Annotated in this window: 17 protein-coding genes; 2 read left to right on the plus strand and 15 right to left on the minus strand. The window is 65.2% G+C overall.

The window, feature by feature from the left end; all coding sequences use genetic code 11:
- Positions 1 to 8 precede the first annotated feature (8 nt).
- Positions 9 to 1034: a S1C family serine protease gene (locus JJ685_RS23615; RefSeq protein ID WP_201676812.1), complete on the minus strand. Its 1026-nt coding sequence runs from the start codon at positions 1032 to 1034 to the stop codon at positions 9 to 11.
- Between the two features lie 144 nt (positions 1035 to 1178).
- On the opposite strand from JJ685_RS23615, the gene JJ685_RS23620 reads away from it, so the two are divergent.
- Complete coding sequence (locus tag JJ685_RS23620; RefSeq protein WP_201676813.1) at positions 1179 to 1517, plus strand: H-NS histone family protein; 339 nt, start codon at positions 1179 to 1181, stop codon at positions 1515 to 1517.
- 13 nt (positions 1518 to 1530) lie between these two features.
- Here JJ685_RS23620 and JJ685_RS23625 read toward each other — a convergent pair whose 3' ends face one another.
- From JJ685_RS23625 to JJ685_RS23645, 5 genes are all read right to left on the minus strand, one after another.
- Positions 1531 to 2628, minus strand: a complete 1098-nt coding sequence (locus JJ685_RS23625; RefSeq protein ID WP_201676814.1) for an MraY family glycosyltransferase — start codon at positions 2626 to 2628, stop codon at positions 1531 to 1533.
- A gap of 246 nt (positions 2629 to 2874) precedes the next feature.
- On the minus strand, positions 2875 to 5127 hold the full coding sequence (locus tag JJ685_RS23630; protein WP_201676815.1) for a polysaccharide biosynthesis tyrosine autokinase: 2253 nt from the start codon (positions 5125 to 5127) through the stop codon (positions 2875 to 2877).
- Positions 5128 to 5137: 10 nt separating this feature from the next.
- Complete coding sequence (locus JJ685_RS23635; protein ID WP_201676816.1) at positions 5138 to 5569, minus strand: low molecular weight protein-tyrosine-phosphatase; 432 nt, start codon at positions 5567 to 5569, stop codon at positions 5138 to 5140.
- Positions 5566 to 6717, minus strand: a complete 1152-nt coding sequence (locus JJ685_RS23640; protein ID WP_408015492.1) for a polysaccharide biosynthesis/export family protein — start codon at positions 6715 to 6717, stop codon at positions 5566 to 5568. Before JJ685_RS23640 ends, JJ685_RS23635 begins: the two co-directional genes overlap by 4 nt.
- Positions 6718 to 7210: 493 nt before the next feature.
- Positions 7211 to 9400, minus strand: a complete 2190-nt coding sequence (locus JJ685_RS23645) for a YjbH domain-containing protein (RefSeq protein WP_201676818.1) — start codon at positions 9398 to 9400, stop codon at positions 7211 to 7213.
- Between the two features lie 757 nt (positions 9401 to 10157).
- Between JJ685_RS23645 and JJ685_RS23650 the strand changes: the two genes are divergently transcribed.
- Entirely contained in the window at positions 10158 to 11081 is a 924-nt protein-coding gene (locus tag JJ685_RS23650) for a hypothetical protein (protein WP_201676819.1), read from the plus strand.
- 116 nt (positions 11082 to 11197) lie between these two features.
- Here JJ685_RS23650 and JJ685_RS30510 read toward each other — a convergent pair whose 3' ends face one another.
- The 9 genes from JJ685_RS30510 to JJ685_RS23695 all read right to left on the minus strand — a co-directional run bounded on the left by JJ685_RS30510 (position 11198) and on the right by JJ685_RS23695 (position 21657).
- Positions 11198 to 11473 carry a DUF1643 domain-containing protein gene (locus tag JJ685_RS30510; protein WP_201676820.1) on the minus strand — a complete coding sequence of 92 codons (276 nt, stop codon included), beginning with the start codon at positions 11471 to 11473 and terminating at the stop codon, positions 11198 to 11200.
- Complete coding sequence (locus JJ685_RS30515) at positions 11428 to 11646, minus strand: DUF1643 domain-containing protein (RefSeq protein ID WP_201676821.1); 219 nt, start codon at positions 11644 to 11646, stop codon at positions 11428 to 11430. The genes JJ685_RS30510 and JJ685_RS30515 overlap by 46 nt, the downstream gene beginning before the upstream one ends.
- Before the next feature lie 2 nt (positions 11647 to 11648).
- A complete protein-coding gene (locus JJ685_RS23665; RefSeq protein ID WP_330901831.1) occupies positions 11649 to 12671 on the minus strand; it encodes a site-specific integrase in 1023 nt (340 codons plus the stop codon).
- A gap of 55 nt (positions 12672 to 12726) precedes the next feature.
- The gene (locus JJ685_RS23670; protein WP_201676955.1) at positions 12727 to 13002 is read right to left on the minus strand and encodes a DUF4224 domain-containing protein; all 276 of its coding nucleotides are present in this window, start codon (positions 13000 to 13002) and stop codon (positions 12727 to 12729) included.
- Positions 13003 to 13722: 720 nt separating this feature from the next.
- Positions 13723 to 14652, minus strand: a complete 930-nt coding sequence (locus JJ685_RS23675) for a helix-turn-helix domain-containing protein (protein ID WP_201676822.1) — start codon at positions 14650 to 14652, stop codon at positions 13723 to 13725.
- Between the two features lie 626 nt (positions 14653 to 15278).
- Positions 15279 to 15656 carry a hypothetical protein gene (locus tag JJ685_RS23680; RefSeq protein WP_201676823.1) on the minus strand — a complete coding sequence of 126 codons (378 nt, stop codon included), beginning with the start codon at positions 15654 to 15656 and terminating at the stop codon, positions 15279 to 15281.
- 432 nt (positions 15657 to 16088) lie between these two features.
- Complete coding sequence (locus JJ685_RS23685; protein ID WP_201676824.1) at positions 16089 to 16613, minus strand: hypothetical protein; 525 nt, start codon at positions 16611 to 16613, stop codon at positions 16089 to 16091.
- Between the two features lie 197 nt (positions 16614 to 16810).
- Entirely contained in the window at positions 16811 to 17641 is an 831-nt protein-coding gene (locus tag JJ685_RS23690) for a hypothetical protein (RefSeq protein ID WP_201676825.1), read from the minus strand.
- A 608-nt stretch (positions 17642 to 18249) separates the two neighbouring features.
- On the minus strand, positions 18250 to 21657 hold the full coding sequence (locus JJ685_RS23695) for a DEAD/DEAH box helicase family protein (protein ID WP_201676826.1): 3408 nt from the start codon (positions 21655 to 21657) through the stop codon (positions 18250 to 18252).
- Between the last annotated feature and the right edge of the window lie 59 nt (positions 21658 to 21716).

The following is a 21716-nucleotide window of genomic DNA, read 5'->3' on the forward strand; positions in this document are numbered from 1 at the left end:
GCAGATACTCAGATGCCGGCCGGACGCCGCATGGTCGTCATGCGGTCGACGGTCTTCACCGAAACCTGCCGGATCTGCGAGCCCTGCAGCACCGTCAGCACCACTTCCCCCTCCGCTTGCGGACGGGACCACAACTTCTTGTAGAAGCCTTCCAGCGTGCTCACCTTCTCGCCGTCGATGGCGAGCACGATGTCGCCGGCGACGAGGCCGGCCGCCAGCGCGGGGCTGTCCCGGCTGACGCGGATGATCTGCACGCGCCCCTCGGTCTCGGTGGAGTTGATCCCCAGCCAGGGCCTGCGGCTGCTGCGGGTGCTGCCGGTCTCCTGCAGCTCGGTGAGGATCGGCTTGAGCAGGTCCACCGGCACGAACATGTTGCCCGGCACGGCGCCCCGGTCGCCGCCCGCGTCGCCGACGAACAGGCTGCCGATACCGACCAGCTCGCCGCGCCGGTTGAACAGGCCCGCGCCGCTGTGGTTGCCCACCGGCGGGCTGGTGAAGAGGGCGCTTTCGATGTGGTATTCCCAGTAGCCCGAGAAAGGCCGCGTGCTCACGAGCTGCGTGGCCGCCACGCCGCCGTCGTCGCCGCCGATGGCCGCCATGAGGGTCGCGCTCGCCGCCGTCCCGGCGACGGTGCCCAGCGGCACGGGCTGCACCCGCAGGGGCAGCAGGGGCCGGATCAGGCCGAAGCCGGTGGCGAGGTCGTAGGCCACGGCACGGGCCGGCAGCACGCGATGGTCCTGCGTGGTGACCTGGATGGCGTCCGCTTCGAGGATCAGGTAGCCGATGGTGAGGATCAGGCCGTCGGTGCCGATCACCACGCCGGAGCCGCTGCGACGGCGCCCCAGGGTCTCGGCGGAGCGTGCGTCCTCGGCTGCCGTGACCTGCACGCCCACCACGGCGTCCACCGCGCGGGTCAGGGCGTCGATCGCTTCCTGCTGGGCGGCCGCCGGCGTGGCAGCGAACGCCGCCGCCGCCCAGATCGACAGCGCGCACAGGCACCGGGCGGCAGCCCGGGCAAAGGCGGAAAAGGCCATGGCCGATCCCCTGGAGTAGGCCGTTCAGGATGCGTCAAAAGCAGCGGGCGCGCAACCCGCCGCCGCCGTCCGGCAGCACGCGTCCATGCGCCGGCGCGCCAATCTTTTTGCATAATTCGCGCACCGAATTAAAAAGGAATATTCGTGGCGACTTATCAGGAACTGAAGGAACAGGCCGAAAAACTGATGGCCGAAGCGGAACGCGTCCGCGAGCAGGAAATCTCCGATGCCATCGCGGAGATCAAACGAAAAATCGAGCTTTATGGATTGACCGCGGTGGATCTCGGCCTGGGGAAAAATTCCGGCGGCCCCGGGACCTCGCGCGCCAAGCCGGCGAAACCCGCGACGAAATCGGCGGTGAAATACCGCGGCCCCAATGGCGAAGCGTGGTCGGGCGGGCGCGGCCGCAAGCCGCAATGGGTGGTGCAGGCGTTGAAGGACGGGCGCAGCCTGGAGGATTTCGCGGTGAAAAACGGGCGCTGAGCGCGCCCTTTTCTCACGTCTGCGCGTCCACCGCGCCTTCTTCCTGGGTCGCCGCCTTGCGCTCGCCGGGCGACTCCAGGGAGGCGACCCGGCGGTAGGAAAGGTGATAGATCAGGAAGAAACCCGCCAGCCAGGGCAACAGCACGTCCGGCCGGGTGGGGAAGAAGATCGCCGGCAGCACGGGCATGATCGCGCAGGTCCACATCGTCAGCGAGCCCGCCGAATTGCACAAGTCGGGATGGAGCTGCCGCAGCCGCGGCTGCACGACGTGCATCGCCACGAGGCTGTGAAGGTGATGGTGGTCCGGCTGCGTCGGCGAGCGATGCTGCTTGCGGCGCCGCGCGATGCTGTAGATCACTTCGACCGTCGGATAGCCGCACAGCAGCACGCTGGCCCACGGCGACACCTTCGGATGGCGCGCCAGCAATTCGACGCTGAGCCAGGCCAGCGTGAAGCCGGAGAAATACGCGCCGCCGTCGCCCAGGAACAAACGGCCCCAGGGGAAATTCACCAGCCAGAAGCCGGCGACCGCGGTGGCCACGACGATGGCGACGATGGCCAGCGGAGCGTCGCCGACCGAGAACGCGATCCCGGCCAGTGCCAGCAGCGAGATCATCACGGTGCCGCTGGCGAGGCCATGGAAGCCGTCGACGATGTTGATCGCGTTCGCCACCCCGCCCACGCAGAAAGCCGTGAAGAGAACCGCCACGGGCCAGTAGGCCAGCAGCGCGTCGACGAGGGGCATGTCCACCCGCGTGATCCCCATGCCGCTCCAGAGCGCGGCGACGCCGCCGCTGCCCATGGTGACCAGCAGGCGCGCGCCGACGTTCACGCGCTTGGTCACGTCTTCCATCAGGCCGATCATCAGGGCGGGCATGCCGGCAAGCAGCACCGTGGCCAGCAGCTTGCCCTCGGCGCGCCCGGGCAGCACGATCCACGCGGCGGTGATGGCGATGTAGATCGCGATGCCGCCCACGCGGGGCGTTGGATCGACATGGAACTTTCGGATCCCGTCCGGCAAGTCCATCGTCATCTGGCCGTACTTGTGTCCGCTGAGGACCAGCGCCTCCGCGATCACGTACGAGGCGAGGAGCGTTATCGCGATGGCCATGGGCGAACTCACGGAAAGCACCACGTATTCCTCCCAGTCGTCGTCGGGGCAGGACCACACCCGTTTCCGCCAAATCCATTGTGGATGTGACAGAGGGACGCACTCTATTTCAACCTTCAACAGATTGCAACGCACTATCTAGCGGGGAGACCCAGGGGCCGTCTCCCGGCAGGTGCGAGATCCACTTGAACGTCAGCACCGGAGTATCGCGCGGTCAGCGCGCTTCCGGGTGAATCCGCGGGGAACTTACTTGCCTGTCGAGTAGGAATATTGGCGATATCGGTAGCCGCCGTACCGGTACGCGTACTTGCCGTAATGCCGGCGGCTCAGGTCTAGTGCATTCAGCAGCACGCCAGTCACAGCCTTGCCCGCATGCGACAGGCGCTTGGCGGCCTCGTGAATCTCCCCCATCTGCGTCTCGCCTGCTCGGGCGATGAGCAGCAGGATTCCGGCTTGCGCAGCGATCGCAGGAGTGTCCGCAGCGACCAGCACGGGAGGCGTGTCCACGATGACATAGTCGTAGCGGGCGGAGAAGTGCTGCAAGTGCGCGGCGAGCGCGCCACTCATCATCAGTTCCGCCGGATTGGGCGGCATCACTCCCGTAGTTAACAGGTCGAGATTCGGCAGCACGTTGCGCCGGACGGCGTCCGCGGCCTGCAGTGTGCCGGCCACGAGTTCGGAGAGGCCGCCCTGGCGCGGCACGCCGAAGTATTGGTTCAGGTGGCCCTTTCGCAGGTCAGCGTCGATCAGCAGCACTCTCTTGCCGGCCCCTGCTAGCACCGTGGCGAAGTTGCAGGACACGAAGCTCTTGCCCAAGTCGGGCGTGGCACCGGTGATCAGGATGAGGTTGGAACTGGCATCAATCATCGCGAATTGAAGCGCGGTTCGCAGACTGCGCAGGCTCTCAATCGCGGGATCCTCCGGCTGCGTGACCGCCAGCACGTGCACCCCGGGCTGCTTCTCCACCGCCTTGCGGCTCAGTTCCCCCTGGTCGGGGCTGATCGGGATCGTGCTGTAGACGTTCAAGTTGGTCTCGGCCTCGATCTCCAGCGCGCTACGGATGCCGCGGAAGAACGCGTTCCGCGCCAGCGCCAGCATCGCGCCGCCGACGAGGCCGAGGAGGGCGGCGACACCGACGATGGCGAGGCGGTTCGGACCCACCGGCTCCTCGGGTTTCGTGGCCTGATCGATCACCCGCACGTTGCCGATCTTGCCTTCACGCACGAGTTGCAGTTGCAAGGCGCTGTTGCGCAACTGCTGGTAGAGATCCATGTTGATCTTGACGTCGCGTTCCAGGCGCAGCGCATCTTGCTGGACCGTCGGCATCTTGCGGATCCGCGCGTTGAGTCGGCCCAGTTCTTCATTCCATGCGCTGATCTGCGAGTCCAGCATCTTGACCGAAGGGTGATCCGGCGTGAAACGCACTATCAGCTCGCGCCGCTTCTGCTGCGCCTCGAACATCTTGCTTTGCAGGTCGACCGCCTGACTCAATGCGATCTTCGCTTCCTCATCGAGCGCGATGGTGCCCTGCTGGTTGCGGTACTTGGTGTAGTAGTCCTCCGCCTGCACCAGCTGCTTCTTGAACTGTGGCACCTGCACGTCAAGGAAGGCGAGAGTCTTCTCCGCCTCGGCGGCCTTGCGCTCGACGTTTTGCCGCACGTACTGCTGGCCGATTTCGTTGAGCACGCGAACCAACTGGTCGGGATCGGAGCCCCGCAGGGTCGCATCCACAACCCCCGATTGCCGGCCTTTCTCTGCTAGTTTCAGATCGCGCTGCAGTGCGCCAATCTCGGCCAGGCGCGAGCGGCGGGCGACCGTGAACTCGGCACCCGGATTTCCTTCCAGGGTGGCGACCGTGAGTTCAATCCGGCCTAGCGGTGTGTTCCCCGCGAGAGGCGTACCCACGCGGCCGTGCAGGGATGCGGACAGGCGAGGATGCGACAGCGTGTACTCACCGCCTTGTTGCGCCGTGATGCGGAAAGTGCTGCCCTCCAGCACGTGCGGCACGGTGAATGCCGGCACCGAGATCGTCTCGCGGCCCGTCACGTAGCCCGCAAACCCGAGGAACCCGGGGACGGACAGACCTTCTGCGTAGCGCGCCATGGCCGCGCCAACGATCGGCAGGTAGCGGGGCCGCGCATGAATGTAAAGACGGGTGCTGTCCACCGTCTGGCCGATAACCAGTCGGGAACGCAGAATCTCCAATTCCGCGGACGTGGCGGTCTTTACGTCCACGAAGGCGGCCGCGTCGCCGAGCAGGCTCTTGGTATTGCCGACGTTGTCTTCCACCTGCACCAGCAGGTTGGCCTCGTAGATCGGGAGCGCCAAGTACGCGTAGGTACCCCCGGCCGTGACCGCCAGCGCCGTCACCGCGAGCACGAGCCAGCGGTTATCGAGCAGGATGTCGCAGTATTCGACGAGGTTGATCCCCTCCTCCTGCCCGGGCGGGCCGGCCGGCGCGGGTGCCAGTGTGGTCTGCAGGGGATGGGGAGCGTTCATGATCTTTCAATCAGAGTCTGCGGATACGCTGCACCCAGGAGGCCGTTCCTTCATCGATGAGCTTGAGCGCATCGCGGAAGGCCGCCTCCGGCTGGCGGTAGGGATCCGGGATGTCGCGATCGGAGTGCTCCGCGAGCCGGAACACGCGACCGCAGATTTCCGGATACAAGCCCTCGAGCTGGCGGCGCTGCTCTCGGCTCATGACAAACACCATGTCTGCATCGCGGCACATCTTACGGGTAACCTGGCTCGCGCGGTGGCCTTTGATGTCGAGGCCGCGCTCTTCCAGGAGCCTGACCGCGATGTCGTCCGCCGGCGCGCCGACCAGGGCCTCCAGGCCCGCCGATTGCACTTGCCAGGCGGGCAACTGCGCCGCCAGCAGCCCCTGCGCCATCGGGCTGCGGCAGATGTTGCCGATGCACACGACGAGGAGCGTGTTCACGGAATGATCAGGTCGCGGCCGATCGTCGCAGCCTGCGCGCTCGGCAGGATCAGGCTGATGATGCGGTTCCAGTGCACCAGCGGGACGGAGTCGACGTAGACCACGTCGCGCGGCTGCAGGGGGAAGTTTTCCGCCAGCGCGAGCGCCGCCGGCGAGCTCGCGTTCAGGTGGAACAGGGTGGGCGCTTCCTGGCCCGAATTGCGGATCACGTAGATCTGGCCCGTGTTGGAGGTCCCGAGGTTCGGCCCGCCGGCTTCGCCGAGCGCCTCGTTGAGGCTCAGGCGGCCGTTGCGCATGGCCAGGGCGGACGGGCGGCTGATCTCGCCCATGACGAACACCTTGCGATCCTCGCGGTTGCGGACCGTGACCAGGTCGCCCGGCTGCAGCAGGATGCGGCTGGGGTTGATCCCGAGGTCCTGCAGGCGCATCAGGTCGATGACGGTCGTCACGTCGTGCCGCGTCAGGGTGATGAAGGAGCGGTCGCCCGCGGGGGTGATCCCGCCCGCGCGGTTGATCGCTTCGCTGAGCGTCATCGGCACGTCGGTGAAGATCTGGGTGCCGGGGGTGCGCACCTCGCCGTCGACGTAGGCCCGGCGGCTGCGGAAGGAGGTGATCCGCACCGTCACCTGCGGGTCCTTGATGACGTGCCGGATCCGCTGCTCGATCAGTTCGGCGGCCTGCGATTCCGTGAGGCCGGCCACTTTCACCCGCTTGGCATACGGATAGAAGACGTCGCCCTGGGCGTCGACGATGAAGCCGGGAGCGCCGCTGATGCCCGTGGGGTCGCTGCTGCCCCCGATCACCTGCGCGCCGAGCGGCTGCAGTTCGGGGTGGTCGTACACGAACACGCTGATGATGTCGCCCGGGCCGATCGTGTACGGCACCGGCTCCGCGAACAGGCTCTGGACGCCCGGCGGGACGCCCTTGGGCAGCGACACCCGCTGGGCCTGGATCAGGGTCGCGGTGATCGGCGTGATCACGCCCTGCGGAGGCGCATTCGGGTCCGCGGGCGCGGACTGGCCGAACGTGACGCTGGATTGGTACGACGGATCGACGATGTCGAAGCCCGGTGCTGCGCACCCGTGCAGGGCCAGGGTCGCTGCGGCGAGCAGGAAACAGAAAAGGGAGCGGAGGCTCAAGGTTCCCATCATCTTTATATTAGGTAGCGCGGAAATGTAGCTTAGAGTACTTTGCGTCTGCGGGAGGGTAGTTCCCAATACTTGCAGAAATGCGGATGGCTGCACAGGGCGTCTTTCATCTTGAATGGGGCCCGGCGACCTGAGTTGTAAAGCCGTTCGATGAACGGCGCCAGCGGCAGGACGCCGTGGTCGAGCACATTCGGGTTTGCGAGGGGGATCGATGGCGATCCGCCACGCGCGCGTCGGGCCTGAAGCCGCATCCGGTGGAATCTCCGGTGGCGAGATGGAGTCCACTGCGCCGGCGGACGGACGTCGCGGACACGGCCGCAGGCGCGTGGGGCGAGGGACTTCATGGGGGCGCGCCATCTTAACTTGCGGCCGAGTACGTTCTTCTACTTGGGCCTCATCCTTTTGATCATTGCGCGCCAGACGCAAAGGGCCCGTGCTTGCACGGGCCCTTCACGGTGTTCCTCCTAACGGGGAGGGCTGCCCCGAAGGTCGTTCATCTTGCAGCGTCCCGGATCCGGCCGAGGTTGCTCTCGAAGTAGACCAGGCTCGCGCGGTCGGAGTTGTAAACCGTTTCGATGGAAGGGGCCGGCGGCAGGACGCCGAGGCCGACCACGATCGGGTTTCCCGGGGCGTCGGCATTGACCTGGGTCTCGATCGAGTGCGAGAAGCGCGGCGTGCCCGTGACCTGGAAGGCGGAAGGCTGCATGTCGCGGCGCGGCCCGATCGGCACCGACAGTTCCAGTCCGGCGAAGCTGCGGGCGTTCGTGTTGGAAAAGCTGGTGCGACGCACGTAGACCTGCACGGCGACGTCCCCGAACCACTGCCGCATCCCGAGCTGCAGGCCGGCATCGTTGTTCATGAAGCGCCCGCCGGTCGCCTCCAGGTAGGTGCGGGTCGTATTCAGGTTGTAGCGATACGAAAGAAGCAGGGGCGTCGCGGTTTCCGGCTCGCCCGGGACCAGCCCGAACTTGCTGTTGTGGAACCAGCCGCCCTGCGCCGTCCAGCGGTGGCGGCCCTGGCCCGGCTCCCAGCGCAGCGAGCCGTGCACGCCGTCGAAGTGATGGCCCATGCGCCCGATCGTGCCTTGCGCCGAGACCGCCGACAGGCCGCCCGGGCTCGTGCCCGCTTCGTTCGCGCCCCCCAGCCAACGGGAGAGCGGGAACTGCACGGTCTGGGTCAGCGCGAGGCGCTCGGTGCCCTGGAGCACGTGCCGGCGCTCGAAGACGCCGCCGGGCCCGAAGTCATCCGAATGCGCCACTTCGCCCTGGATGCGCCAGTCCGCGGTGGCGCCGGCCCACAGGGGCTGCGAGAAACCGACGTTGACGCCGGCCGAATAGTCGAAGGCCCCGACTTCCGTCCCGATGGCGGTGCGCAGGACGGGGCTGAGTTGCACCCGGAAGGTCTTCCAGCTCGGTTGCAGGCCGCGCACGACCCAGGCCGCGCCCTGCTGGACCGCGTCCATCGACAGGGTGCCGGGCGTGGACAACTCTCCTCCCGCGCACGTGCTGGCCGGCTGCTCGATCCACTGCCGCAGGCAATCGGCCTGCCCGGTGACGGCGACGAGCGGCACCTGGCGCTGCGTCAGCACGAGCCGGTACACGGTGCGCTGCGCGCCGAGGCTGCTCGCGGTGGCGCCCAGCGCCGCGCCCAGCGCGTCCACGGCATTCCAGTTGTAGGTGGCGTTGTTGGCGCGGATCGCGATGGAGCCGTCCGGCAGGCGGCCGACCCAGATGTCTTCCAGACCGCGCGACTGCAGGTCGCGTGCGAGAGCTTCGAGGTCCGCGTCACTGGCGCTGCGCACGGGGGCGGGTGCCGGCGAGGCGGCGGGAGCTTGCGGCGGCACGGGTGCTGCGCCGACGACGGGTGCGGTCTGGACGACGGGTGCGCTTGGGACGGCGGCGGGCGCAGGCGCGGCCAGCGGCGCCGGAGTCGCCGACCGCAACTCCGGCACCTTGTAGAGGGGAATGGTGATCCCAGCGGAGAACCACGTGCGATCGGTGACCGTCGCGTTCGTCAGCCGCGCGTTCGCGCCGACGTGCGCGGCCCAGCCCTGCGGCAGCCAGGAGGCCGGCGCGAACAGCCGCACGCCCGCCCACGCGTTGCCGTCCGTGTACTCCACATGGCCGCGCGCCCAGGACAAGGGCTGCCAGGCGGCGCTGCCGAAGACGCCGTCGAGCGGCGATCTCGCGGTCACGGTTCCGCTCCCGCTTCGGCGCGCGTAACCGCCGCTCACTTCGACGGTGTCCCGCGAGTACGTCAGCACGCCGTAGGCGGAGCGGAAAAACGTCACCGAGCCGCCGACGTCCGTGATGCCCGCGGCGATGCGGAAGCGATTGGCCCTGTCCAGCCCGATTCCCACCTTGCCGGAGGCCGACAGGTCGCGCATACCGCAGCCCTGGGTGAAGCAGTTGTCGTGGATCGAGTTCGTCGCCAGGCGGCCGACGAGCTCCACGGAGGGCAGCAGGCCGAAGCCGGCGAGGAAGTTGTGTCCGGAAGGATCGGCCGCCCCGGGCAACTGGCGGTCGTACACGAGGCCCAACTGTCCCCATTCCAGAATGCGAGCATTCGGCGTGAGGGAGAGGCCGGTGAATCCTCCGGTGGCGAGATTGGTGTCCACCGCGCCGGCGGTGCAGCAAACCAATGCGGCAGCGGCCGCAAGCGCGTGTTGCGAGAAGTGTTTCATATTGTTAGTCGCGCGCCATCTTAACCGCACGGATGAGCTAACGCTTCGACGAACCCCTCATCCTTTTGAGCAGGCAACGACGAATCTCACGCACGGAAAAAATAAAAAGGGCCCGTTCATGCACGGGCCCTTTTTTGGTCGGGAATTGCCTGACTGGTGCCGGAGGCCGGAATCGAACCGGCACGGTGTTGCCACCGGCAGATTTTGAGTCTGACGCCATTTCTAGGATTGGCGCGGGCTGGCGGCCGATTCTTTCCGCATCAACCTCGCTTTTTTGGGCTGAAACCTCCCCCTGTAGCGCGTGGATGCGGAAAAGAAAAAGGCGCCCGAAGGGGCTAGCCGTTCTCAAATCTGGTTGGGAGGGCCGCTCTGCCGGTCGCACAATCCGCCCCCGACAACGACGACGGAGGCGCTTCTTTATCTGAGAAGCAATCGCAATCTCCTTCGGGTCCCGCCGACATCTCCTTGCTCGCTTCCTCCACCGGCTCCTCTGTTCCGATTAGGGGCGACAAAGCTGCCCACCTGCGGCACCTGCCACTGACTGCGTGTGCGACCGGGATCTCGTTCGTGAACACAGGGGCCATTACGGGCGCCTGTACCTAAGTCGTCTTCGCTAGTCCGCTCTCGAAACACTCCGCCAAAAGGTGTAGCGGCGCTGCACCTTTGACGCGGATCAATGTTTCACTTTGTATCGCATGTGACCCTCCCGGCCTGCCGTGTTTGGCCGACAGCTTTCCCAGCCTGTGGAGGAGACTCAATGAAAGCAAATGCGATCCGGTTTTCCAAGTTTTGTGCAGGAGTTGTTCTGAGCGCGGCAGTAGTCGCATGCGGCGGCGGTGGTGGCGAAAGCATCATCGACTCCGGGATATCCGCGGCCATGAACTTTCTTTCTGGAGGGGCGTTCAAGGACGTCGACTCCCTCGTGGTGGCACTCGACGGCGATAATCTGGTCATTCAGGATTTCGGCACCTCGAACCTCGGAACGAACCCGGGCGTATTGCCGCTAGGAACACCGCTCGTTAGCGGCATCAGCTGCGACGCTATTTCATGTACCGGGCAAGTCCTCTCGCCGAAGTTCAACAACGGCGTGCTCGAAAACTTCACGCGCGAGACCGGCACGATCACGAAGCAAGATGACACAGAGTTCGTTATCAACAGCGCTTCTCTGGGGGCTAAGAAATATACAAAGCTGCCAAGCGGCCCGGCGAGCCCGGCTCCGCAGCCGAGCCCATCTCCCAGCAATGGCGGTACCGGCTCGCTTGCCGCCTCGGCAACTTGCGAACAGTGGTGGGCGGCGCTTGTAAACCGCAAGTTGACGTGGGTCAGTGCGAACGGCGGCCCTGACTACCCCACGAGCTTCCCAGGTGCGACGCTTACTTTCTCCGGATCGGGGCAGGACATGCGCTGGGAGCTTGCAGGCCCTAGCTTCCCAAGGGTGGTGCTCGGCCGCACCTATGACTGGCTCCCCGGGCGCAGCGGCACGCTGACGCTGACCGACAAGTTCCCCACTCAGAAGCTCTGCCGGTTCTATCTGTCGTTCGACCGCGAGTGGTGGAGCGGGGCTTGGAACGGTATCGAATACGTCTTCTGGGCTCACTCACTTTCTGACGGGAAAATGCGATTCGTCCTTAACCCGGACACTCCGAACACTCCATTCGACTGGGTGTTCACGGTGAACTGACGAAACGGATGAGACTGCAGACTTCGACGACCAATCGGCCCGGGCTCGTTCAGCGGCGGTGAGCGCCCGCAGAGCGGCCTGACTCGCAGCCCCTCGGCGAGGGGCTGTTCGCATATTTAGTACCTGCAAAGCCTGAACCTAGGGAGGCCCTCGCGGGGGGCGCCGGGCTTGGGCGGCGTCTCGAAGTTTGCGCAGTTTTGAGGCTTTGCGAGGAGCTTGCGAACCTGCTCACCGCGCCCGCGGTGCCGCCCGTGGTTGCCCCAGGCGGCCACCACAATGCCCGCCTCGTCGGCAAGCTGTCGCAGCCACTGATCGTTCTCCGGGCCTACCGGCTCGGGTGCTGCTTTCATGGCACGTGGATCGGTGTCTCGCCAGGCGAAAATGTTCGACATGCCCCAGGCCCGGCGAAGCCGATGCAGCGGGTGACTGTGTTGTCGTCGTCCACTTCGTCGGCGGTGCTAGGGTTCAGGCCGACGAACATGGCGGAAGGTTTGCCTGGCGCCCAGATACGACGCAGTGCATATCGGTACCGCCGGCAAGGACTGAAATCCGCAGAACTCTCCATACTCACCTCGTCGTTTTGAGCGTGTCGCCCTTGGTGCGGTAGTGGCGTTTCGTCAACGCCACGGAGCTGTGTTGTAACAGCTTGCTGGCGGCCTCGGCGTCCTCGGCCAGGTCGGCGGCGTACTTGCGCATGTCGCGCAGCCACATCGCCTCGATCTCCTTGGCGAGCGCCTCGCCCTCCGGCGTGCCGGCCGCGCGCGCCTTTGCGGCCGCCTTGGCCCGGGCCTTGTCCCACTCGCGGCGCAGGTCCTTCAGGTGCACGGGGAAGCCGTCCGGGGTGGAGACCAGCATCAGGTGGTTGGCGTCGTACCCGCGGCGGCGCGCCAGCAGTTGCGGCAGCACCTCCGACAGTGACAGGTCGAAGTCAGCCTTCTTGCCGGTCTTGTTGGCCTTCAGGCGCAGCACGTCGTCCTTCGGCAACACCACCTTGATGCAGTCGGTCAGGCGCATGCCGGTGGCCGAGGACAGGTCCATGGTGTCCTTCAGGAACTGGCAGGCGTGCACGTACACCGCGCCGAAGAGCTCGTCGGTGACCTCGAACTCGCGGGCCTGCTCCGGATTCTTCCACCGGCTGCGTTCCATTCCGGCTGCCGGCCAGGGCAGGGCGGTGTACGCCTCGTTGCGCCCTTCGGGTGCGGTCTGGCGCGCCCAATTCCAGACGATCTGGAAGGCAGCCATCTCTCGATTCGCCTGCACGCCCGCCGGCTTGGTGGGATCTGTTGCGTTCCGGCGGTTCTTCAGGTACTGCTTCAGCATCAGCAACGTGACTTGATCCCACGTCATCATCCCGAACACGGCGTCGACGCGATTCAGGTGCATCTTGTAGTTGCGTCGTGTGCCTTCGTTGGCATAGGTGGGCAGCTCGTCGCAAGTCCAGTGCTGGATCGCCTCCCGGATGCGGCCACGGATGCGGGGCCGGCCCAAGTGCAACTCCTCCCACTTTGCGATCGCCAGCTCCCGGTCTTTGCCCAAGGGCACGTCGGGCTTGTTTTCCGGCCGCATGTCGTAGTAGTAGTAGACGTACACACGCCCCCCCTTTCCTTTGCGAACATGCGGCCGCAGGCGCGGGTATTGGGTCTGCCTAGGCATGCGCAACCCCTTGGGCGGACCTTTTCAGCGGAGCGTTCAAGGCGCTCCAGTTGGGACCTTCAGATGCGACCGTGTCGCGACCCTCAAGCCACGCTCGAACGTGCAGACGTGCGACAAGAACGCGCGATCCGTCCCGCTGGTGCGGGATGCCGCGCTGTCGCAGCCACGCCGACTGCTCGGCCGCCCGTGCTCTGTCCGTCAGTTGTCGCAATTCGTCCGGCCCGTACAGGTCCGAGGCGCCGGTGCTCGATTGCGGCAGCGTAGCCATGACGCGTTCGATGAAGGCGAACAGCGCGACAAGTTCGGGTGAAGGCCTTGCGCCGTCGGACGGGTGCGTCGTGGTTCCGGCGGTGGCGATATGGAGCGGCGCAAGAGGGGAGCCGCAGGAGGTTGAGAGAGATCCCGGCCGGTACACCGGGGCAGCCCCCGTCAGGCGGCCGTCACCAAAGCAGTTCGAAGTCTTCAAGCTGTCTGTCGAAAAAAGGCGTGCGCGAACACAGAGGATGCGAACGAGGTCGCTTGTCAGCCAAGGCGCGCGCGGAACGATGAAGAGGTGACCTGCGCCGCGTGGGCGAGGGTCGTGCAATTGGTGAACGCCTGCCGGCGTTCTGCAGTGGGACCGGATTCCAGACCAACCCTTGGAGCGGCTGGAACACGTGGGGACTACCCGGCGGTCAGCGCGCGATTGCCGTTTGCGCTTGCCAGTAAGGCCCCGTCTCCTCGACCAGAATACTGCATCTGCGCCGAGATTCGTCAACGGGTCTGCGCGCCAGCGCTTGGCTTGCGCACCGCCTATTCATCGGGATCCCACGCCAGAGATTGCTCTCGCTCACCGGCAGTCCCCGGTGGTCGCGCATAAGCCGGCAGCCTTCGCAGATCCTCCAAATCTGGCCATTCGGGCCGCTCGGGTCCGGGTGCCATTCGCGGCGGGCACGGCATGCGGGGCACGCGTTGGTGCAGGGCACATAACTTCCGAGCGCCAAGCCGTTCATTCGCGAGCTCCATGGTGCATGTCACACGTCGTGGCGAGCTTCTCCAAGGCGCGCACCAGCCCGCTCAGGTCGTACTGGTTGGTGTCGTGATGGCCGCGGGAAATCCGTTCCACGTAGCCGAGCCTCTCCAGGCGCTGCATGCTCCGGCGGACGGTAGTCGGGCTCTTGCCGATCCGATCTGCCAGGGTCTCCTTGGAGGGAAAAGGGTGCGAGCCTGCGCGCCACCAGAAGCTGATCAAGTGGACGATCAGAAGCATTTCGAGGGGATCCAACGCCAGGCGCTCAAGGTGGGCAAGGAGCAGGCTGGGAACCGCAGTGAAGCCCGCGGCGAGCGTCGCCGGCCCCCACTTCTCCAGTTGCGCAGCCGTGCCTGGGTCGGACCATGCGCGGGCGATCGCGTTCGTCGCCGACACGGGGATCGCTGAATGCCCCGACGTTTCCCCACGGCCGCTTGATGGCGTTTGGTCTTCTTTCTGTATTTCCGTAATTTGGGGGGCGCCCGCGCCTCCCCTGTCCGATTCGATGCTGTCGTCCTTGATCATTCCGCGTCGCTTCGCTTCCTCTCGCAGGGTGAGGCGCGCCCAGGCGAGTTCAGGAGGAGTCGGGTTCAGATTGAGCTGGGCGCCTCGTTCTTCTGACGGCAGTCCTTCCTCCCGGGCAGCGCCAGCACCGTTGCTGCCAATGCGTTCGCCCGCCTCGGGCAGGGCGTCTTTGGGCCACTCTTCGGCCGCCTCAGCGACGCCTTTCACCAACTGCTCAGGAGACCAGCAGGCGCGTGCAGCATGTCGCCAGACGAGTCCGATCGCCACCAGCGCGCGCGCCTTGGCCAGTTCGCGCGCACTGGGGTTCCGCCTCACCGGCGCCACGCCCGCCGCCATCTGGCGGTAGGCTCGGAGTGTGTTTTCAAAGTTGTCCATGCCGGTCATGTAAGACGCATGGGTCGTGGACAAGATTCAGCCGACGAACGGTCTTCGGTTGTCGAAATTCGAGGCGCGCGGCACGACGCGACACGTGGATCGGTCGTGTGATCAAACGGCGAAACGCTCCGTATACTGGATCGATGCAGCAGCGAAAAATCGCGATCACGATCCACTACGCAGCGCGCGCCACGGAGTGCGCTTCGTGAATCCAGTTGCTCGCCGCTGCAGAACGGTGCCGACGTGACTTCCGTGACCCTGACCGCATTTGCTCGTTCCCTGCTCATGGTCAGCGTCGTCTTTCTCCTGACAGCGCTTGCGCTGCTGTCGGGGGATGACGAGGACTGACTCCGGCTACCGCGCGTCAGTGCGGGGGCACGCAGGTTGAGCCGCCTGTACGCCGGCGAGACCGGCCTCAACAACAACGATACGAAAGGACCCTTCCGTGTACTTCTTCGAGAACCTTTTCGCCGACCGGGATCTTGGCAGGACGATGGATGCGACCTGGGACAGCCCCTCAAGCTGCTGGTCGTCGTCTGATCCGTTCGCCAGCTGAATTCGACGGCGTCCTGAGCGCCCTGCGCCGGTGTCCTTCAAGGGCACTAGCGCTGGGCGTTCTTTTCGTTGTGGGGCGCCTACTCGTCTTGCACTTGGCCTCGCTTCGTGCCAGCAAGTGCAGACAGCCGGGTCCATTGAGGACGGACCTGACGGATCCGCGCCTGGCGATCCCGCAGGGGCAGGTCGGCCAGTTCAGTCGCGCTCTTCTTCAGCCAGGCAGCCGCCTCGTCCAGCGGGTCCTTGGGTGGATTAGCGGACGCCAAGTGGCGCTCAAGCTGGGCACGCTCGTCCGGCGTCAGCGTAATGCCGTCTCGCGGCTTCCACCATCTGTCGATGTCTTCCGGGGTCGCCCAGAAGGGGATGCAGCCCAGACCAGTTTCTTTGCCCCGGCGGGCGTCCGCGCTGTACGCGCACCGGACCAGGTAGAAGTTGCCATCTCGTTCACGGATTCTCATGTCTGTCCTTTTCAGTTCGGTTTAGCTGCGGCCAAAACTAGCCGCATGCGGAATAGGTGTATGCACGGGTAATGCGGAAGCAAGGGCTGCCCGCCCAAGGGGTTGATGTCCGCATGCGGACACCGCGTCGCGAGGAATTGTTCTTCGCGTCCGCATACGGATGAACGGGTTGCATCTCCCGTTGACGCTCGTCCGCATGCGGACGCGACCTCGACGACCGGTGTCCGCATGGGGACACGCAGGTTCTGGATCGTGTTGACGAGAGTCCGCATGCGGACAAGCCTGTTCTAAGAGCGCGACGCGGTAGGCCGAAACACACGACAGGCGTTGTCAAAAAGAAGACCCCGCCAACTGGCGGGGTCTCAGGTGCCTCGGAGATCAACCAAGGCGACGTCTGCCGACGTCATGTGCGGCGTGTGTCAGGCAAGCCCTTCAGAGCGGCTGACACACGTTCAGCGTCAGCGACTTCAAGTCGGTGCTGTCGAAGGGCGGTGGACCGGGTTGTCGACTCCGTCCGATCAGGGGAAAGAGCGCCGGACTGCGGAGAATCCACCGCAGGCTCTCGACTGCCTCGATGAACTCTCGCGTGGCGAGCCGTCGGCACGAGGAAGCCTCTTTCATCGCTTCGGCGAGTCCTACTACGGGGAAGAGTGGGCATATCCCGAGCTGCTTTTCCGTGCAGGCCGCCGCTGCGACCCTGTTCTCGATCCCGGCGGCATGGAGCGCCTGAAGGTCCGTCCTTCCAGCGAGGTCCGCGACGACCACCAGAGCTTCGTCTACCGCGGCCAGGGTGACCACACCGACACCCGAATCCATGCCCCATGGGAGGAAGCTGGCTAGCGCCCTCGGAACTCTCCCGCTGCAGGCAAGCCGGTGGAGGCTCGGAGGTACTGCCAGGTTCAAGACGTGGAGTGGCCCTTCGTCTGTCGAACTCTTCAGGTCGAGGGTTTGCCACATTGCTTGGCCGCACCACGAATCGTGCGCGAAGGGGTGCCTCCCGAGCGAGTCGGGCCAGAGTTTTGGTGTCATATGTCCTTTAAAGTTGCGCGACGCCGTGTTCGCTCCGCCGTGTAGCGACTACATTCGGATTGGCGGCCGTCAGGCGAGATCACCGACAGCGTGCAGGCTGGTGTGAGCTCGAAGCATCGGTAAGGTCAGTCTGGGAGGTGATGCGTCTTGCAGGTCGGGAAGGCCATTGCCTTGATCCGCTTCATCTCCGGCTCGTTGGGGTACGCGTCCTTGATCATCTCGGCTCGAAGCGCGCGGCAGGCCTCTTCCCAGACTCTTTCGTAGCGCCTCAGGACCGTTTCCCCTCCCCGGATATGCCACTCGACGTGGAGCCGGTCGCAGTAACCGTGGCGGACCTGCAGTTCGGCGAGGCGCTTCACTTTGTTCGTGAGTTCCTTGTCGGCCTTGGGGTTGCATTCGATTTCCCAAGCCAGCCAGACCACCCCTCCATAGCGGCCTTCGCTCGCGTAAACGACGTCCGGCGCGGCCACGCTCAAGGTGCGCTGCATGTCGAGGTACGCAGTCAACTTGCGGATCTCTTCTACGCGGGGACCTTTGCGCGTCAGGATCCAGTCGAGGGCGATGTCCTGCGCCTTTCCGTTGTGTGACGCGATCGACACATTCACGCGCTCGGCACGGATCTTGTAAGGATGCCAGCCCAGGATTTGCGCTGCGCTTTCACGCCCTCGTGGGGTCAGGGTCCAAATCTTCTCGTTCATCTTCCCGACCGTCCGGCCCTCCACCAGGCCGTCATGTTGCAGTTTCGGCAGGTAGCCGTCGGCCTTGATTGCCAGGAGCTTCTTGATCTGCGGCGTAGTGCTGCATGCGAAGATGCCGAGCCAGGCGAGCGTTATTGCCTCTTTGTCTCGAGCGCGAGTGGTCGGCGCCAGCTTCGTTTTCTGCTGGCACGTCGTGTTCGGGTTTGTCGGGCGCTGTTGTGTGAGCTGAGCGCCGGCAGCTTGTGCGGGGGTAGTCATGCGGCGTCTAGCAATCCTGCCTTTGCCGCGCGCACGTCTGCCCTACATAGGGCTCGTTCCGCATCGCCCCCTATCGGCTATGCACCCGCTTGTCAGCGGCTACATAGCCCGGCCCACGGCTGCCGAGATTGGCTCGTGATCGCCAGGACCAGAGGGGCGCCGGGCTAAAGCCCTGCGTCCGCTTGGGCGGATCCCCCCTCTTCGGCGCTAGGGCGCCGTCCTTGCTTTGGCGGGTCCGAGCGCTGCGCGCCCGGGTTCCCGCCGATGTGCGGGTGTCTCGCCTGAACGGCTGCGAACGCTATCGCTCACCCTCGTCGGCGGGAACCCGGGCGCGGCCCGGGACCCGGGCGGCGCCCCACGCCAGTCGACGCCCGCTTGGGGCGGGCGCCACTTCGGGCCTGGCGGCCCTTCGTTTCGTCAGGCGCGGCCCCTGCACGCGGCGAAGTCGTGGGCGACTTCGCCGTGAGCCGCTGCCGCGGTTCACCCCTTCGGGGCTCAACGCCGGCCTGTCGGCCGGCGTTTGTCGCGACGCTGGGGCGTCGCGGCCTCGCCCGCACCACTATCTCCTCCCGGTGCGAGCGACTTACGGCGACCTTCGCAACGCCCGCCTATCCCACGGCCCGCTGCTTGATCTCCTCAAGCACCTGCACCATCCGCTCCACCTTGGCTACCGGGAACAGCCCCTCAGGCCCTTGCGGGCTGATGTCGAGGAACGGTGACTCGTACAGTCGGCCCGCCTCCATGACGCCATTGGCGGTCAGCTCTGAAACGACAAGTTCAATGAACTCGATCTGATCCGCCGTAGCCTTGGTGCCGGCGATTACGTCACTGAAAGCCTGCGACACGGCCGCGCGATCCATGCCGACCAAGGAGCGGATGAAGATGCCCAGGCCGAGCTTGCCCTCAGCCGCTTTCTGAATCAGTTCAGGCGTGCCGCCAGCGTCCGTAAGCATGCGCTCCAGCTCCGTCAGGTCAGTCGGTGTGAGCGCTTGGCCCCGTCGCAAGCGCTGCAAGGCCAGGTGGCCTTCATGAGCCTTCAGGAACTGTCTCGCCTTCTCCTTGAACTTCGACATGTCCAGGCCGTCTGCGATCTCGGGTAGCTCGATGGCCGTCTCGGTGCCCAATTCGTCGACGAAGTCGGTGTAGACCACCTTCTTCTTCGACTTTTCGATCAGCTTGACCAAGGCACGCAGGCGCTTGCGGGCGTTCTCCAACATGCCGAGCGTTACGTCGTTCCACCATTCCTCGCCGGCAATGGCCTGGATCAACACGATCTCGGCCTTGATGGCGGGCACGGCCTCCTGCTCCTCAAGCGCGCTGGCGATCGAGCGGATCTGATCGCGCAGTCCGCTGAAACCAGGATTGGCCTGCAGGATGGCTAGTTGCGTACGCAAGATCAACAGGTCGAAGCGCTTGGCTTCTTCGTCGTTGTCGACGAACTCGGTGGGCAGGCTGGCCAGCCGCGTCGCGAGCTCTGCCCGTGCATCGTCAGTCAAGACCTTCCAAGCATCCGCTTTTGCGAACATCTCCACCAGCTTCCGCTGCGGCCGCACCACGAAGTTGTCGATGTTCATGGCGGCGACGATCTGGTGAAGGAAATCTGCCGTTCCCTCGCGCAACTCTTGGTTGCTTGGGGGGGCCGCGGACTGCGTGGCCGGCTCACTGATCTGACTGCCGTTGGTTGCCTTCAGGTCCAGCTCATGCACCAGCGTCAGTCGCGCCTTGAATAACCGGGTACTCAGGGCCTCGCTGACCGAGCCCTCCGCAGCGGCGGGGTTCTGGCTGAAGAACTCAAGGTTCTGGCAATAGTCGAACAGGTAGAAGAACTTCTTGTGCTCGCCTGGCGCAAACAGATCAGGGCACAGCCGCGTACCGCGCCCGACCATCTGCCAGAACTTGGTGCGCGAGCGGACGATCTTGAAGAACACCAGGTTCACGACCTCGGGTACATCTATACCCGTGTCGAGCATGTCCACCGAGATGGCGATATGCGGCGGCTTGTCCTTGGCCGAGAACGCTTCGATCAGGCTCTGGGCGTAGACCGTCTTGTAGGTCACGACGCGAGCGAACTCGCCCTTGTAGTGGGGGTAGTTGACATTGAAGCGCTCGGCGATGAACTCGGCGTGTTCGTTGCTCTTGGCGAACACGATGGTCTTTCCCAATCGGTCTCCACCGGCCACCTTCTGGCCTTTGGTCATCAGATGCGCCAGCACCTTGTCCACTGTGTCGGTGTTGAACAGCCACTTGTTCAACGCTGCCGCCTCCACCTCGTCGGGCGGCGGTGCACCGTCCTCGCTCCACTCCAGGGCGTCCCACTGTTCCTTCTCGTCTTCGCTGAGTTCGGCGTACTTGATGCCCTCGCGCTGAAATTTCAACGGCACCGAAACCGCCACTGGCGGAACCAGATGGTCATCGGCCACTGCCTGGTCCAGCGAGTAGGCATCCGTCGGCACGCCGTCTTCCAGATCGAACAGCCCGTAGGTGTTGTGGTCGATTTCGTCCTTCGGCGTGGCCGTCAGTCCCACCAGCAGGCAATCAAAGTATTCGAAGATGGCGCGATACTTTTGATAGACCGAGCGGTGCGCCTCGTCGATCACGACGAGATCGAAGTGCCCCACGCCAAAGCGGCGCTGTCCATCGCTCGCATCATCGATGAGACCCATCATCGTCGGATAGGTGGAGACGAACACCCGGCTCTCGGTGTACTTGTCCGTCACCAGGTTGACGGGGGAAGAATCCGGTAGATGCCGCTTGAAGGCATTCACGGCCTGGTTCACCAGCGCCACCCGGTCTGCCAGGAAAAGCACGCGCTTGACCCAGTTCGTGCGCACCAGTTGGTCCACGAGAGCGATCACCGTGCGCGTCTTGCCGGCGCCGGTGGCCATCACCACCAGCGCCTTGCGCAGGTTGTCTTTCTCGAAGGTCTCACCGATGCGGCGCACGGCGCGCACTTGGTAGTAGCGTTCGACGATGCCGGCATCTATCGTTGCACTGGCGAGCGGCTTGCGGCTGGCGCGGCGCTGGATCATCAGCGCCAGTTCCGCTTTCTTGTAGAAGCCCTGTACCGCCCGCGGCGGATACATGGCGTCGTCCCATATCCAGTGCTCGTAGCCGTTCGAGCAGAAGATCACCGGCCGCTGCCCGTACTGCTGCTCCAGGCAGTCAGCGTACAGCTTCGCCTGCTGCTGGCCCTCCTTGGCACCCTTCTTTGTGCGCTTGGCTTCCACCAGCGCCAGCGGCCTGCCGTCGTCGCCCCACAGCACGTAGTCGACGAAGCCCTTGTTTTCGGCGTTGGGCATCCCCGTGACCTCGACCTCGAAGTTCTTCTTCGGGTCCAGTTCCCAGCCCGCCTCCTTCAGCAGCAAGTCGATGAAGTAGTCGCGAGTCTCGGCCTCCGAATAGTCGTGCGTGTCGGGCGCGGCGGCATTGGCCTGCTTGGCGGCGGCCACTTCGTCGCGCATCCGGGCCAGCTCGGCATCCAGTGAGGCCTTCTCGCCCAGCAGGGTGGAGAGCTTTTCATCGCGCTCCGTCAGTTGGGCCTGCAGCCTTTGCAACTGGTCCAACGTCTGCGCCGGCGCGGGGGCGACGGGCTGGATGAGCAGCGCCGGGTTAAATGACAGACTTGGATCGGGCCGGGCGCGCTGGCCGTACGTGCGGGCCACCCAGTAGCAGACATGGAACAGCTCCCGGGTGGCGGCCAGCGCATCGGCCGGCAGCACCTTGCGCGCGCTGTGGACGGCCAGGTTGCCCAGATCCTTGATCACCTTGGTCTTGGTGAAGACAGCCTCGCCGACCAGACGGCCGAAGGTCGGCTCGTGGATCAATGCGCTCAGGTTGTCCTGGTAGGGCAAGCGCAGGCTGCGCTCGTGCTTGTACAGCCATGCGACCGCCAGCTCCAGCGTCCGCCGGGTGTAGAAACAGGCGGCGCGGGCGTCGGCGTACACGAGGGCTTCGGCCTTGGCGGCCGACTCGTACAGCAGCGGCCATTCAGCCTCCAGGAACCTGAAATTGCTCATCCGTGTCTGCCTCCCCGATTGCAACCGCCGACATGCGAGTTGCAAAAGCTCCAACGCGC

The sequence above is a fragment of the Ramlibacter monticola genome (assembly GCF_016722785.1).
Lineage (GTDB): Bacteria > Pseudomonadota > Gammaproteobacteria > Burkholderiales > Burkholderiaceae_C > Ramlibacter > Ramlibacter monticola.